Below are 14,012 nucleotides of genomic sequence, written 5' to 3' on the forward strand. Positions count from 1 at the left end.
CGGAAGGTCTGCGAGCAGGTGCCGTGGTGGCGGTAAAAGGCCCCGACCGTGGCAAAGGCCGACGACCGGCCGGCCTTGACCTCCTCATATTCCCTGATCAGGAAACGCCACTTCTGAACATAGTTCCGTTCAATCGTCCGGTCATAGCTGTTGTCGCGCATGGGTCGCTCCTTTCCGCAATCCCATCAGCGAATATCTGAACTTGCACAATTGCGAGTGAGCGAAGCGAACGCGGCAATCCAGGGCAGCACGCTCCGAGCAAGCGGCCCTGGATCGCCGCGGCGCCTACGGCGCCTCGCGATGACGACAGTGGTTGTTGCGAAAGCCCGACCTTAGAGCGCGCTTTCCAGGATCGCGGCTTCCGCTTCGCGGATCGCCTTGGGCGTCCCGACATGGAGCCAGATGCCCTCCATGCGCACGCCGAAGAGCCGCTCCGCCTCGATGGCCCTGTCGAACAGGGTGTTGAGCGAGAACGGGCCGTCCGGCGCACCCTCAAAGAGCTTCGGGTGGAGGATGGCGACGCCGGCATAGACGAAGGGCGCGACGGAGCGCTCCTTGCGCCGGCGCACTTCGGCCTCCGGCGTCATGAAGAAGTCGCCGTGGCCGTCATAGCCGAAGGCGTTGACCATCGGCGCGAGCAGCAGCAACGCATCCATGCGCGTCTCGTCCCAGGCACCGATCAGGAGCTCCAGATTCGGCGTTGCCCCCTCGACCCAGAAACTGTCGGAGTTCATTAGGAGGAACGGTTCCGGCCCAAGCATCGGCAGGGCCTTGGCAATGCCGCCGCCGGTGTCGAGCAGTTGCCGGCGCTCGTCGGAAATCTCCGGCTTCGGCACGCTGCGGTGGGAGACATGCACCTCGACGAAATCGGCAAGATAATGGACGTTGACGACGACGTCGGTGATCCCGGCCGCCGCCATGCGGTCGAGCCCGTGGTCGATCAGCGCCTTGCCGGCGACCTCGATCAGTGGTTTCGGGGTGGTCGCGGTAAGCGGCCGCATGCGCTTGCCGAAACCGGCGGCAAGCATCATCGCCCGGGTCGGGCGAAACGGGGTGCTGGGGGACGCCATATTTTTGCTCTCAGGAACCGGAGGGGCCTTTCAGGTCCGATTGGAGGACGCTGTCATACCAGAGCCGTACGGCTGAGAGAACGGGGTGTTTGAGCGATCGTTTCAAATAGTTTTTCAAACGTGGAAAATGCTTCAGATAGGCCGGCTTGCCATCGCGGTCGTTGAGCCGGGCGAAGATGCCGAGCACCTTGGTCGCCCGCTGCGCCGCCATGATTGCATGGGCGGTGCGGAACCCGGCCTCGTCGAAGCCGGCGTCCTGTTTCCGGCGCAGGGCGACATAGCGGTTGAGGAGTGCGACCTCCAGGGCCTTCGGCACGGTGATGCGGGCGTCCTGGGAGAGCGAGGCGACGTCATAGGCGGCCGGGCCGACGAGGGCGTCCTGGTAGTCGAGGAGGCCGATCCGGGCGATGTCGTCCCGCTCCGGCAGCCAGATCAGGTTCGGCGAGTGGAAGTCGCGCAGCACCCAGCTCGTCTCGGCAGAGGAAAGCGCCTCGAACGGGCCCTCCCAGGCGGCAAAGAACGCCTCCCGCGTCGACGCGTCGGCCGGTGCGCCGGTGACATGCGGGATATACCAGTCGAGGAGAAGGCTGATCTCGATTGTCAGCGCCCGTCGGTCATAGGGCGGCACGCGATGGTGCGTGCCGTCGGCAAGTGCGATCTCGTTGGGCCAGGCGCCGCCGTGGAGGGCGGCGAGCACCTCCACGGCGGCAAGGTAACGCTCCGCGATTGGGCCTTTGTCGTCGACGACGCCGTTAGCGCCGAGGTCTTCAAGGAGCAAAAATCCGGCGTCGAGGTCGGCTGCGAGCACTTCCGGCGTCGAAAACCCGGCATTGCGCAGGGTCTCGCCGACGGCAACGAAGGGCCGCACATCCTCGGCGAGATGGGCGATGCGGCTGTAGGGCAGCCCGTCCTGCACCGGCGGGCCGTCCGGCTGCGCCGGCGCGTTCATGGCAACGGCGTTTTGGTCATCCCGGCGAATGCGCTCGTAGGTCCGCGTCGAGGCATCGCCCTGCAGGAAGCGGCGGGTCGCTACCGTCCAGCCGACATCGTCGAGAAACCGGCGCAGCGAAAGGCTGCGCTCCAGCCGCGTCTTCCAGCTTCCCGAGGGCGCCGACAGGGTAACGGTGCGCGCGTTCGGGTCGTCGCGCTCGGCAAGCGTCAGCTCCAGCCGGTCGGCCGGCAGGCGCCCCTCGGCCCGGTCCGGCCATTCGATGAGGGCCGCGCCCGTCAGCATCGCCTCGTCGAGGCCGACTTCCTCCAGCTCGTCCGGATCGGCGAGCCGATAGAGGTCGAAATGGGTGACGGCAAGCCGGCCGAAATCGTAGCCCTGTGCGAGCGTGAAGGTCGGGCTCGGCACCTCAAGCTCGGGATCGTCGGCAAGGGCACGCAGCACGTAGCGGGCGAAGGTCGTCTTGCCGGCGCCGAGGTCGCCGTAGAGTGCGATCACGTCGCCCTTCCTGAGCGCCATGGCGACGTCCTCGGCAAGCAGGGAAAGCGCCGCCTCGTCGGCAATGAGGATGGTGACGTCTCCGCCGTCCGCCATGCGCCCGGCCCCTGGATCAGGAGCGCCCGGCGCCGGCCGCCGGGACGCCGTTTTCGCCGCGCCCGTCCGGCGCTGCGATGGACGCCGGGGTCGCATCGCCATGGCCGGGCGCCGGCTCAAAAGGGAACAGGCACGTCACCGTCGTTCCCTCGCCCTCGCGCGACGCGATGTCGACGACGCCCCTGTGCGCCTCCACGAAGCTCTTGACGATGGCGAGCCCCAGGCCCGGCCCGCGCCGCCGGTTGCCGGTGGTGCGGCTGACGAAGCGGTCGAACACGTTCGGCATGAAATCCTGGGGGATGCCGCAACCGTGGTCGCGCACGGTCAGGCTGACGCCCTCGCCGCTGCGCCGGGCAATGATTTCCACCAGCCCGCCATGGTCGGAATAGACGATGGCGTTCGACAGGAGATTGTAGAGCACCTGCCGGATGCGTTTTTCGTCGGCCGTGAAGTGGCCGATGTCGTCCGGGATGTCGGTCGTAATGCGGATCTCCGATTCCCGGATGCGGTCCTGCAGGCCCTCGATCGCCGCCGTTGCCGTCTCGCCGATGTCGACCTCGCCGAGGTGCAGCTCCATGATCCCTGCATCGAGCGTGGCAAGGTCGAGGATGTCGTTGATGATGGCGAGCAGTGCCGCCGACGAGGAGCGGATATAGTCCGTGTATTCCTGCTGCTTGTCGTTGAGCTCGCCGAATTTCGGGTCGTTGAGGAGCTGGGCGAAGCCGATGATGTTGGTCAGCGGCGAGCGCAGCTCGTAGGAGACGTGCTGGATGAAGGTGTTCTTCAGCTCGTCCGCCTGCTGCAGCGCCTCGTTCTTGTCGACCAGCGCCCGCTCCACATGGACGGTGTCGGTGACGTCGACGAAGGTGACCAGCGTCGCCCCGTCCGGCAGCGGCAGGGTCGCGTAGTCGACCACCGTGCCGTCGCCGCGCTCCATGCGCCCGGCGATCGGGGTGCGCGTTTCCGCAAAGCCGGCAACGGTGGCGTTCAGCCGCTGCCAGGTCGGGGCATCGTCGTGGATGCGGCGGCACTGCTTGATCACCTGGGCGATGTGCGGGCGGTCCTCCAGCGTCGTCTCGTCGAGGCTCCAGATCGCCACGATCGACGGGTTCCAGAGCCGGAGCCGCCCGTTGGAGCCGAACACGGCGACGCCTTCCTGGAGATTGTCGAGGGTCTCCCTCTGAACCCGGATCAGCGCGTTGTAGCGGCTTTCCAGGTCGAGCTTTTCGGTGACGTTCTCGTAGACATAGGTGACGCCGCCTTGCGGGTGCGGGTTGGCGACGACGCGCACCGTGCGTCCGTCCGGCAGGTGCCACCAGTGCTCGATCGCCCCGACCTCGCGATAGGCATCGAGGATCGACTTCTTCCAGGCGCGGAAGTCCGCCTGTTCCGGCAGCTTTCGGTCCTGGCGCAGCCGGTCGAGGATGGCGCTGTCCTCCGGTGCCGATTCCAGGAACGCCGGATCGAGGCCCCACAGGTCGCGATAGGCTGCGTTGTAGAAGGTGAGCCGCCGGTCGGCGCCGAAGATGGCGACCGCGGTCGCCAGTTCGTCGAGGGTGCGAGCGTGGAAGTCGAGGGTGCGGCGCAGGTCCGCCTGCATCTTTTCCAGCTCGCTGACGTCGATGGCGATGCCGGCCTGGCCGTCGTCGCCGGCGACGTCGAGCACGTCGAACAGCTTGCGGTCGCCGGCGACCACCACCGGCAGCCGCTTGTGGAACACCGGGTCGGTGGCGTGGTGGCCTTCCATCAGCTTGCGCGCCGCGCCGTCGAGAAGTTCGTTGCCGCCGCGCGCCGCCTGGATCTGGTTGGGCGCCTCCACTGCCTCGGCATAGGCCTCGTTGACCCACAGGAAGCTGCCGTCGGGATTGCGGATCCAGCACGGGTTCGGCATGGCGTCGAGCAGCGCCCGCATGGTCTCCACCATGCTGGTCAGCTTCTCGTGCTCGGCGACCATCAGCGCATGTGTCTGCCGTTCGCCGGTAAGGTCCCGGAACCGGGCGATCGCCCGGCCGCTGGCGGTGCGCCCGACCGCTTCGACGAGGCCGCCGCCGGTGCTGGTCAGATTGAACGCGAAGCTTTCGCCCTCATTGCGCAGGTCGGCGAGCGCATGTTCCAGCCTGGTGGCGGAATCCGGCGTCAGCCAGGTGCCGAAGGCAAGGAAGGCGGCCGGGCTCTCCGGTGCGCCGGAGCCGCCGCCGAGGCTGCCGATCACGGTCGGCTTGCCGGTCGAGCGGTGCCAGATGACGTTGCGCTGGTCGTCGGTGTCGAGCAGCGCCTCGGCCTGTTCGACGCTCGCCTGGAAGTCGGCGATGCCGCGCTCCAGGCGCGCGATGTCCTCCTCGGCCCGGCGCCGGTTGCGGATCAGGATGACGGCGCTGAAGACGGCAAAGACGAACGCGCCGACCAGCGACACCATCCACAGCACTTCCAGCGAGCCGAGCTGCGTCGGAAAGCGCTGCGGCAGGTCCTGGGCCCTGGCGGCCGTGGCCGGAAGGAGGAAGGGTACGAGTGGCAGGGCTTTCAGGGCCGGATGCGGTGATCCGGATTGTCGCGAGGAGTTTCCCCGACGCCTCCCGCCATGTTTCGGCATGTGGAAAGACCTTTCGCCGCCTTCGGTCTTTGCAAGACGTGACACCTGATGGAACGAGCCGGCGCCCCAGCCTCAAGGCCGCCGATTCGGTCCACCATAACCGGATTGGCAGGTGGGCCGTAAGAGTCCATATGGAGAACGGAAGGCATTCTTTGCCCCGGATATGACCGAGCCGGAAACGCAACCGGCCGCAGCAATCGGGTGATGCCGCGGCCGGGACCGAAAAAGCGTTTTGGTTTCAAGGCGGCGCGGGCGTTGCCGCCCGCGGTCGGCCGAAAACTCAGTACTTGTAGTGATCGGATTTGAACGGACCGGCCTTGTCGATGCCGAGATAGGCGGACTGCTCGTCGGTCAGTTCGGTCAGATTGACGCCGAGCTTCTTCAGGTGCAGCCGGGCGACCTTCTCGTCGAGGTCCTTGGGCAGCACATAGACCTCGTTGGCGTATTTGCCGTCATTGCTCCACAGCTCCATCTGCGCCAGCACCTGGTTGGCGAAGGAGGCGCTCATGACGAAGCTCGGATGGCCGGTCGCGTTGCCGAGATTGACGAGGCGACCTTCGGACAGAAGGATCATGCGCTTGCCGTCCGGGAACTCGATCAGGTCGACCTGCGGCTTGATGTTGGTCCACTTGAAGTTCTTCAGGGAGGCGACCTGGATCTCGTTGTCGAAGTGGCCGATGTTGCAGACGATGGACATGTCCTTCATCGCCCGCATGTGGTCGAGGGTGATGACGTCCTTGTTGCCGGTGGCGGTGACGAAGATGTCGGCGTGCGGCGCGGCGTTCTCAAGCGTCTGTACGTCGAAGCCGTCCATCGAGGCCTGCAGGGCGCAGATCGGGTCGATCTCGGTGACGATGACCCGGGCTCCGGCGCCGCGAAGGCTCTGGGCCGAGCCCTTGCCGACGTCGCCATAGCCGCAGACGACCGCGACCTTGCCGGCCATCATCACGTCGGTCGCCCGGCGGATGCCGTCGACCAGGCTCTCCCGGCAGCCATAGCGGTTGTCGAACTTCGACTTGGTGACGGAGTCGTTGACGTTGATCGCCGGGAACGGCAGCTCGCCGCGCTCCTGCATCTGGTAGAGCCGCATGACGCCGGTGGTGGTCTCCTCCGAGACGCCCTTGATGGAATCGCGGATCTTGGAGAACCAGCCCGGATTCTTCTCAAGCCGCCGCTTGATGGTGGCGAACAGGGCTTCCTCTTCCTCGTTCGACGGGTTGGCGAGGACCGACGGGTCGCTCTCGGCCTTGGCGCCGAGGATGACCATCAGGGTCGCGTCGCCGCCGTCGTCGAGGATCATGTTGGCGGTCTCGCCATTGCCGAAGTCGAAGATCTTGTCGGCGTAGTCCCAGTACTCCTCGAGCGTCTCGCCCTTGACGGCGAAGACGGGAACGCCGGCTTCCGCGATCGCGGCGGCGGCGTGGTCCTGGGTGGAGAAGATGTTGCAGGAGGCCCAGCGCACATCGGCGCCGAGCGCCTTCAGGGTCTCGATCAGGACCGCGGTCTGGATCGTCATGTGCAGGGAGCCGGCGATGCGGGCGCCCTTCAGCGGCTGCGCCGCGCCGTATTCCTCGCGGCAGGCCATCAGGCCCGGCATTTCGGTCTCGGCGATGGTGATCTCGGTGCGGCCCCAGGGGGCGAGCGAAATGTCTTTGACGGTGTAGTCGGCGGTCATCAAGGGGGTCTCCCGGTAATGGGTGTCGCTGGAGCGAAGGGGCGTCCGGTCCCGTCGATAGGGCGCGGCGTCGGCGCTCCGTCATTGAGGCGAGCCGGATGCGGACGGCAAAAGCCGGCCGGCATCCCGTGCACGGTCGATCCGGGTTATAGCCAAAACCCCGGCGGCATTCAATAAAGACATAAAGATTTCTTTATGCAGTGATGAATCCTTCGTAACCGCAAGGGCTTGTGCAAGGGCAAAGGCGCGCGGGAAGGCTCTTTCAAGACGGGAAAGCGGGTCGGACGGGCGAATTTGCCGCTATTCGGCCTCGTCGAAGCGCCCCTCGACGAGTTGCACGAGGGCGTCCATGGCCGCTTCCGCGTCAGAGCCTTCGGCGGTCACGGTGATGGTGGAGCCGGTGGCGGCCGCCAGCATCATCAGGCCCATGATGGAGGTTCCGGGGACGCTCTGTCCGTCGCGGCTGACGGTGATGTCGGCGTCGAAGGTTTCGGCGCATTTGACGAATTTGGCCGAGGCGCGGGCGTGCAGTCCCCGCTTGTTGACGATCGCCAGGCACCGCGAAATCATTTCCGGCGGCGCTCCACGGTCGTCACGCCCCTATTGCAGCCCGGCGAGCACCTGGCTCGCCACGCTGATATATTTGCGGCCGGATTCCCGGGCTTCGGTGATAGCGTCCGACAGCGACTTTTCGCCGCGCACCGAGACCAGCTTGATCAGCATGGGCAGGTTGACGCCGGCGATGACCTCCACCGACTGCTCCTCCATCACCGAGATGGCGAGGTTGGAGGGCGTGCCGCCGAACATGTCGGTCAGCACGATGACGCCGGAGCCGTCGTCGGCTCCCTTGACCGCGTCGATGATGTCCTGGCGCCGCTTTTCCATGTCGTCGTCCGGCCCGATCGAAATCGCCGCCACCCGCTCCTGCGGTCCGACCACATGTTCCAGTGCAGCTTTGAATTCCTCGGCCAGCCGTCCGTGAGTGACGAGGACGAGTCCGATCATGGGTTCACTCGCTGTTTTTGGTCATTACGCGCTGGCGGCCCGATTGGATTGGTGGACCGCCCGCGCTGTCGCGCCGTGAACTGACCATCTTGCGGTTTCGCTTTCGCAGCGCAACAGAAAAATGCGGGCCGCTGCAATTGTCCCCGGCGCTATGGCAGCGGTGCCACTCAGGCAGCCGGAACGTCCTGCGGAACCAGCCCCGAAAGGGCCGCCCGGACCAGCCGCGTCGCCTCCGCCCCACCGTCACGGACCGGCTGGCGCGGCAGGCGGACGCCGCAAAGGACCGTTTCGAGGTCCGCAGGATCCGGCATCCGTTCAAGTCCGTCCGTGCCGACGATATCGACGACGAGCCGGACGACGCAGGCCGGCTCGTGGGCGATCTTCAGGATGCCGCGGCCGCGCAGTTCGATGAGACCGGCGAGCGGCTTCGGCGCGCGCGCGATCAGACGCCCGTTGACGGCGCTGACCTCCACCCGGTCGTCGGCGACCAGCGCTCCGAACATGCCGTCGCCCGCCCGTTGCAAAAGGGTCCAGGCGAGCAGCGACTTGCCGCTGCCCGACGCGCCGCGGATGAGGACGCCGGATGCCCCGAAAAGGAGCGCCGTTGCGTGGGTCTGGAAGGGGGTGTCGGCCATGGCGCATCACATCCGGAAAAGCGGCCTATGCCGGCAGCCGCACCACCATGCGCGCCCCGGCGATCCGGGTCTCGCCCGTTGCGGGGTCGCTGGTCGTGCGGTTGCGGGCGCGGATGGTGCCGCCATAGGCCTCCACGATCTGCTTGGAGATCGACAGCCCGAGGCCGGAATTGTTGCCGAAGGCGTCGGTGTCGGGCCGGTCGGTATAGAAGCGCTCGAAGATGCGGTCGGTGGTTTCCGCCCGGATGCCGGGGCCGTCGTCTTCCACCGCGATCTCCACCATCTCTTCCTTGCGCGACAGGATCACCCGCACGGTGCCGCCCTTAGGCGAGAAGGACTTGGCGTTGTCGATCAGGTTGTTGAGCACCTGCGCCAGGCGCCCGTCATGGCCGGTGACGATGAAGGCGCCCTTCATCGCCGGCTTCGGCTCGTTGACGATGAGGGCGACGGCCGGCTCGCCCTCGTGGCGCACCTGCCCGGCCATGTGGACGACCGCACGGGCGAGTTCGGCCATGTCGAAGGGCTCCGCGTCGATGCGCGACAGCTCCGCATCGAGCCGCGAGGCATCGGAAATGTCGCTGATCAGGCGGTCGAGCCGGCGTACGTCGTGCTCGATGACCTGCAGCAGCCGCTCGCGCGCCTCCGGCTTCTTGGCGAGCGGCAGCGTTTCCACGGCGCTGCGCAGGGAGGTCAGCGGGTTCTTCAATTCGTGCGCGACGTCGGCGGCGAACTGCTCGATGGCGTCGATCCGGTTGTAGAGGGCGTTGGTCATGTTCCTGAGCGCCTGGGAGAGATTGCCGATCTCGTCCTGGCGGTCGGAGAAGTCCGGGATCTGCTGGCGTGCCGAGACGCCGCGGCGCACGCGCTTGGCCGCCGCCGCAAGCCGGCGCAGCGGCGCGGCGATGGTGCTGGCGAGCAGGACCGAGAGCACCAGCATGACGATCGAGGCAACGAGGAAGACCCGGAAGATCGCCATCCGTTCGGCGCTGACGATGGCGTCGATGTCGCCGCCCTGGGTCGACAGCAGCAGCGAGCCGAGCACGGCGCGGAAGCGCTGGATCGGCACGGCGACGGAGACGATCATCTCGCCCTTGTCGTTGACCCGGACGATGCTGGCCGGCGAGCCGGACAGGGCTGTGTCGACCTCCGGATAGTTGCGCCCGTCGGCACCGGTCAGTTCCTGGTAGGCCGGCAGCTCGCGCGAGCGGATCCAGAACAGGAGGGATTGCCAGAAGCGGCCGAACCAGCCGGCCTCGCCGTCGCTGGCCGGCGGCAGGTCGAAGCGCAGCACCTGGCCGCGTGAATAGAGATGCCGGCTGTCGAGGATGAGAATGCCGTCGCGGTCGTAGATCCGCGCGCGGGTCTTGGTCGGCGTGATCAGGCGGCGCAGGATCGGCGCGATCTTTTCCGGATTGATCGGGAAATCGAGCGCCTGCAGCGTGTCTTCCGCCGGCGTGATGGTCTCGCCGACCTGCAGCTCCAGCAGCCGCTCCGGGTCCACCGTCATGGTGTCGCTGTCGGCGGTCGAGGAGGTGGCGATGGCGCCGGCGATGATCTCGCCCTGGGTGAGCAGGCTTTCCACCCGCGCATCGATCAGCCCGGCGCGGAACTGGTTGAGGTAGAGGATGCCGGAAACCAGCGCCAGAAGCCCGAACAGGTTCAGGATGACGATGCGCCGGGTCAGGTTGGAAAAGACATGGACGCCGAGCCCGCGGGCGATGCGCGCGGAGATATGGCGCCAGAGCCGGAGCCGACGCTTCAGTCCGCGCTTCTCCTGGGGCGCCTCCGGCGCCGCCGCGCCGGTTTCGGCATCGATCGCCATTTGAGAGGGCTATACCTCCTTGAAGCGGTAGCCGACGCCATAGAGCGTCTCGATCATGTCGAAGCTGGTGTCGACCACCTTGAACTTCTTGCGCAGCCGCTTGATGTGGCTGTCGATGGTGCGGTCGTCCACATAGACCTGGTCGTCATAGGCCGCGTCCATCAGCGCGTTGCGGCTCTTGACGACGCCGGGCCGCTGGGCGAGCGCGAACAGGATCAGGAACTCCGTCACCGTCAGCGTCACCGGCCGGCCCTGCCAGGTGCAGGTATGGCGCTCCTGGTCCATGACCAGTTGGCCGCGCTCGATGGTGCCGGCATCGGGCGTCTTCTGCGGGGTGGCGTCGCGCGGCTGCGCCCGGCGCAGGACCGCGCGCACCCGTTCCACCAGAAGCCGCTGGGAAAACGGTTTGCGGATGAAGTCGTCGGCGCCCATCTTCAGGCCGAACAACTCATCGATCTCCTCGTCCTTGGAGGTGAGGAAGATCACCGGCAGGTCGGTGAGCTGGCGCAGCCGGCGCAGAAGCTCCATGCCGTCCATGCGCGGCATCTTGATGTCGAGCACGGCAAGGTCCGGCGGGCTGGATTTCAGGCCGTCGAGCGCGGAGGCGCCGTCGGTATAGGTCTCGACCCGGTAGCCCTCCGACTCCAGGGCGATCGACACCGAGGTCAGGATGTTCCGGTCATCGTCTACGAGCGCGATGGTGGTCATGGTCCGAGCGGGCTCCAAATGCTGATGCGGCTTGACTTTCTCCGCCGGGCCGTCGAATCAGCGCAAAACGGCGCGAAATTGTGGCAAAGGACCATAACGGGTGGCGATCCGCCGCACAAATGGCGGATCGGCGGGGGCTGCCGGCCGTGAAACATCTGTTCTCGGTCGCCCCGGCCTGCCCGAACGGCAGGAAAAATGGCCCTGGCGCTCATTACTTAGGTGGTGCGACGAAAAGGAGAAGGGGATGACCGCGGACAATCCGGCCGGCAAGGACGAGGACTTCGATGCGCTCAAGGTCTCCCACGACCTTATTGCCAATGCCGCAACGGCCACCCTTGCCACCCTTTCGGCCGGCGACGGGGCGCCGTTTGCCTCGCTGGTGACGGTGGCGCCCGGCACCGGCAGCGGTCCGGTGCTCCTGCTGTCGACGCTTGCCCGCCATACGCGAAATATTGCCGCAGATGCCCGCGCTTCGCTGCTCTTTGCCGGGACTGGCGACGGTGCGGAGGATCCGCTGATGGCCGCCCGCATCACGGTCGTCGGCGAGATCGTCGCCGATCCGGCGCCGGCGTTGCGCGAGGTGTTCCTTGCGCACCACCCGGAAGCGGCATCTTACGCGGGTTTCTCCGATTTCGCGATCTACCGCCTGGTGCCGAAAAGCGCCCATCTGGTCGCCGGCTTCGGCCGCATCGTCGATGTCGATCCCGGTGAGCTGTTCGACTGAGCGGGATTGCCTGAAATACAGGCAAATTACGCAATGCTGCGTAGCTCTACGGTTGAAATCCGCCCTTTTACGGACCTCACCTGCGGTTTCATGCTATCTACACATAAAGTACTAAGCTTGCGATAATGCAACGTCTTGAATGGCGGATAGCGCTCCCATATGGTCGGATCGATCGCGAGGGAGACAGGGATTTTGTGACGCCACGGCATGTGAGCATCCGTCGCGAGAACGCCTGTGGCAAAAAACGAGAAAATCGGGAGATATTGCGGTGATCGAGACCGGCAAGCGGAATGACGCGGCGGGACCTGAGCTCTTCGGCCTGAAGAACCTGAAGGCCGTCAACTGGAACCTCCAGGAGCCCAAGCTGTACGAGGAAGCCATCCGGCGCGGCGAAGGCCGCATTGCCAATGGTGGTGCCCTTGTGGTTGAGACCGGCGTTCATACCGGACGGTCCGCGAAGGACAAGTTCGTCGTCCGCGACGCCACCACCGAAGACGTCGTGTGGTGGGACAACAACGCGCCGATGAGCACCGGGCACTTCGACACGCTGCTCGCCGACTTCCTGGCCCATGCCGAGGGCCGCGAGCTGTTCGCCCAGGATCTGTTCGGCGGTGCCGATCCGCGCTATCGCCTGCCGGCCCGCATCTACACCGAGCTCGCCTGGCAGTCCCTATTCATCCGCAATCTCCTGATCCGCCCGGACGCCGAAGCGATCGCCGCCTTCGTGCCGGAACTCACCATCCTCTGCCTGCCGAGCTTCAAGGCCGACCCGGAGCGCCATGGCTGCCGGACCGAGACCGTCATCGCCTGCAACTTCGACCGCAAGATCGTCCTGATCGGCGGCTCGTCCTATGCCGGCGAGATCAAGAAGTCGGTGTTCACCGTCCTCAACTACCTGCTGCCGCCGCAAAAGGTCATGCCGATGCACTGCTCGGCCAATGTCGGCTCGGACGGCGATGCGGCCCTGTTCTTCGGCCTGTCCGGCACCGGCAAGACGACCCTTTCGGCCGATGCCAGCCGCACCCTCGTCGGCGACGACGAGCATGGCTGGGGCGCCGACGGCGTCTTCAACTTCGAGGGCGGCTGCTACGCCAAGATGATCAAGCTCTCCGAGGAAGCCGAGCCGGAGATCTTCGCCGCCGTCCAGCGCTTCGGCGCCGTGCTTGAGAATGTCGTGCTCGACGAGGAGACCCTCGTTCCGGACTTCGACGACGGCTCCAAGACGGAAAACACCCGCGGCGGCTACCCGATCGACTTCATCCCGAACGCCAGCGATACCGGCCGCGCCCCGCACCCCAGGAACATCATCATGCTGACGGCGGATGCCTTCGGCGTGCTGCCGCCGATCGCCAAGCTGACCCCGGCCCAGGCCATGTACCACTTCCTGTCCGGCTACACCGCCAAGGTCGCCGGCACGGAAAAGGGCGTGACCGAGCCGCAGGCGACCTTCTCGACCTGCTTCGGCGCCCCGTTCATGCCGCGCCACCCGTCCGCCTACGGCAATCTGCTGCGTGATCTGATCGACCACCACGAGGTCGACTGCTGGCTCGTCAACACCGGCTGGACCGGCGGCGCCTACGGCGTCGGCCACCGCATGCCGATCCGCGAGACCCGGGCGCTGCTCACCGCCGCCCTCGACGGTTCGCTGAAGGAAGCGGAGTTCCGCACCGATCCGTTCTTCGGTTTCCAGGTTCCGGTCGCGGTCCATCATGTCGATACGGCGATCCTCGATCCGCGCGGCACCTGGGACGACCAGGAGGCCTACGACGCCCAGGCGGCCAAGCTCGTGCACATGTTCGTGGAGAACTTCGCCAAGTTCGAAGCCCACGTGGACAGCGCCGTGCGCGCCGCCGCCCCGAACGACGTCGCCGCCGCGGAGTAGCGTTGGCTCAAAGCCCCGCTGACACTGGAAAACAAGCAAAAGCGCGGTCCGACGGGCCGCGCTTTTTCGTTGCACGCGCTCCTTGTATCGGCACTCTGTCTGGCATTGGGGAAAAATACTTAACCGTCATATTCGTGGCCCATTGGCAGTATTCAGTCATCCGGCTAGACTTCGGCCTCCGCGCTCAAGGAACAAATCGGCGCGCGGAAATGTTGAAAGTCATGACTTAAATGGCGCGTGTCAGTCAGGGGCTGATGACGACATCGCCAAACCGGAATCTCCAAGCTGTTCCCGGAGGGAAACAACGATCATGATCTGGAAAGCGAAAAAACCCCTGATCGCGGCGATGGCCATCGCC

11 protein-coding genes are annotated in these 14,012 nt (G+C 66.1%); 2 read left to right on the forward strand and 9 right to left on the reverse strand.

The genetic code is table 11. The features are described from left to right. Positions 1 to 332: 332 nt before the first annotated feature. From CH339_RS22685 to CH339_RS22725, 9 genes are all read right to left on the reverse strand, one after another. The gene (locus CH339_RS22685) at positions 333 to 1,070 is read right to left on the reverse strand and encodes a nucleotidyltransferase family protein (protein WP_201240963.1); all 738 of its coding nucleotides are present in this window, start codon (positions 1,068 to 1,070) and stop codon (positions 333 to 335) included. Positions 1,071 to 1,080: 10 nt separating this feature from the next. Next, positions 1,081 to 2,613: a tRNA (adenosine(37)-N6)-threonylcarbamoyltransferase complex ATPase subunit type 1 TsaE gene (tsaE, locus tag CH339_RS22690; protein WP_111436690.1), complete on the reverse strand. Its 1,533-nt coding sequence runs from the start codon at positions 2,611 to 2,613 to the stop codon at positions 1,081 to 1,083. 16 nt (positions 2,614 to 2,629) lie between these two features. Beyond that, positions 2,630 to 5,203 carry a sensor histidine kinase gene (locus CH339_RS22695; RefSeq protein ID WP_111436691.1) on the reverse strand — a complete coding sequence of 858 codons (2,574 nt, stop codon included), beginning with the start codon at positions 5,201 to 5,203 and terminating at the stop codon, positions 2,630 to 2,632. Positions 5,204 to 5,483: 280 nt separating this feature from the next. Then, complete coding sequence (ahcY, locus tag CH339_RS22700) at positions 5,484 to 6,878, reverse strand: adenosylhomocysteinase (RefSeq protein WP_111436692.1); 1,395 nt, start codon at positions 6,876 to 6,878, stop codon at positions 5,484 to 5,486. A gap of 300 nt (positions 6,879 to 7,178) precedes the next feature. Continuing rightward, entirely contained in the window at positions 7,179 to 7,448 is a 270-nt protein-coding gene (locus CH339_RS22705; protein WP_111436693.1) for an HPr family phosphocarrier protein, read from the reverse strand. A gap of 30 nt (positions 7,449 to 7,478) precedes the next feature. Then, entirely contained in the window at positions 7,479 to 7,883 is a 405-nt protein-coding gene (locus CH339_RS22710; RefSeq protein WP_111436694.1) for a PTS sugar transporter subunit IIA, read from the reverse strand. 167 nt (positions 7,884 to 8,050) lie between these two features. Next, positions 8,051 to 8,518, reverse strand: a complete 468-nt coding sequence (locus tag CH339_RS22715; protein ID WP_111436695.1) for an HPr kinase/phosphorylase — start codon at positions 8,516 to 8,518, stop codon at positions 8,051 to 8,053. A 25-nt stretch (positions 8,519 to 8,543) separates the two neighbouring features. Then, positions 8,544 to 10,340, reverse strand: coding sequence for a sensor histidine kinase (locus CH339_RS22720; protein ID WP_111436696.1), 1,797 nt, complete (start codon positions 10,338 to 10,340; stop codon positions 8,544 to 8,546). 9 nt (positions 10,341 to 10,349) lie between these two features. Further along, complete coding sequence (locus CH339_RS22725) at positions 10,350 to 11,048, reverse strand: response regulator transcription factor (protein WP_111436697.1); 699 nt, start codon at positions 11,046 to 11,048, stop codon at positions 10,350 to 10,352. A gap of 244 nt (positions 11,049 to 11,292) precedes the next feature. Here CH339_RS22725 and CH339_RS22730 point away from each other — a divergent pair, with 244 nt between their 5' ends. Both CH339_RS22730 and CH339_RS22735 read left to right on the forward strand, forming a co-directional pair. Further along, the gene (locus CH339_RS22730; RefSeq protein ID WP_111436698.1) at positions 11,293 to 11,772 is read left to right on the forward strand and encodes a HugZ family pyridoxamine 5'-phosphate oxidase; all 480 of its coding nucleotides are present in this window, start codon (positions 11,293 to 11,295) and stop codon (positions 11,770 to 11,772) included. Between the two features lie 268 nt (positions 11,773 to 12,040). Continuing rightward, positions 12,041 to 13,654 (forward strand): phosphoenolpyruvate carboxykinase, encoded by a 1,614-nt coding sequence (locus tag CH339_RS22735; RefSeq protein WP_111436699.1) that lies wholly within the window; start codon positions 12,041 to 12,043, stop codon positions 13,652 to 13,654. The last annotated feature ends 358 nt before the right edge of the window (positions 13,655 to 14,012 follow it).

Origin of the sequence: Rhodobium orientis, assembly GCF_003258835.1 — a bacterium.
Lineage (GTDB): Bacteria > Pseudomonadota > Alphaproteobacteria > Rhizobiales > Rhodobiaceae > Rhodobium > Rhodobium orientis.

Bases quoted from the DNA above. Each gene is read 5' to 3' on its own strand.
- tsaE (WP_111436690.1), bottom strand. From the start codon at position 2,613: ATGGCGGACGGCGGAGACGTCACCATCCTCATTGCCGACGAGGCGGCG.
- CH339_RS22710 (WP_111436694.1), bottom strand. From the start codon at position 7,883: ATGATCGGACTCGTCCTCGTCACTCACGGACGGCTGGCCGAGGAATTC.
- CH339_RS22705 (WP_111436693.1), bottom strand. From the start codon at position 7,448: ATGATTTCGCGGTGCCTGGCGATCGTCAACAAGCGGGGACTGCACGCC.
- CH339_RS22715 (WP_111436695.1), bottom strand. From the start codon at position 8,518: ATGGCCGACACCCCCTTCCAGACCCACGCAACGGCGCTCCTTTTCGGG.
- CH339_RS22720 (WP_111436696.1), bottom strand. From the start codon at position 10,340: ATGGCGATCGATGCCGAAACCGGCGCGGCGGCGCCGGAGGCGCCCCAG.
- CH339_RS22695 (WP_111436691.1), bottom strand. From the start codon at position 5,203: ATGCCGAAACATGGCGGGAGGCGTCGGGGAAACTCCTCGCGACAATCC.
- CH339_RS22685 (WP_201240963.1), bottom strand. From the start codon at position 1,070: ATGGCGTCCCCCAGCACCCCGTTTCGCCCGACCCGGGCGATGATGCTT.
- CH339_RS22730 (WP_111436698.1), top strand. From the start codon at position 11,293: ATGACCGCGGACAATCCGGCCGGCAAGGACGAGGACTTCGATGCGCTC.
- ahcY (WP_111436692.1), bottom strand. From the start codon at position 6,878: ATGACCGCCGACTACACCGTCAAAGACATTTCGCTCGCCCCCTGGGGC.
- CH339_RS22725 (WP_111436697.1), bottom strand. From the start codon at position 11,048: ATGACCACCATCGCGCTCGTAGACGATGACCGGAACATCCTGACCTCG.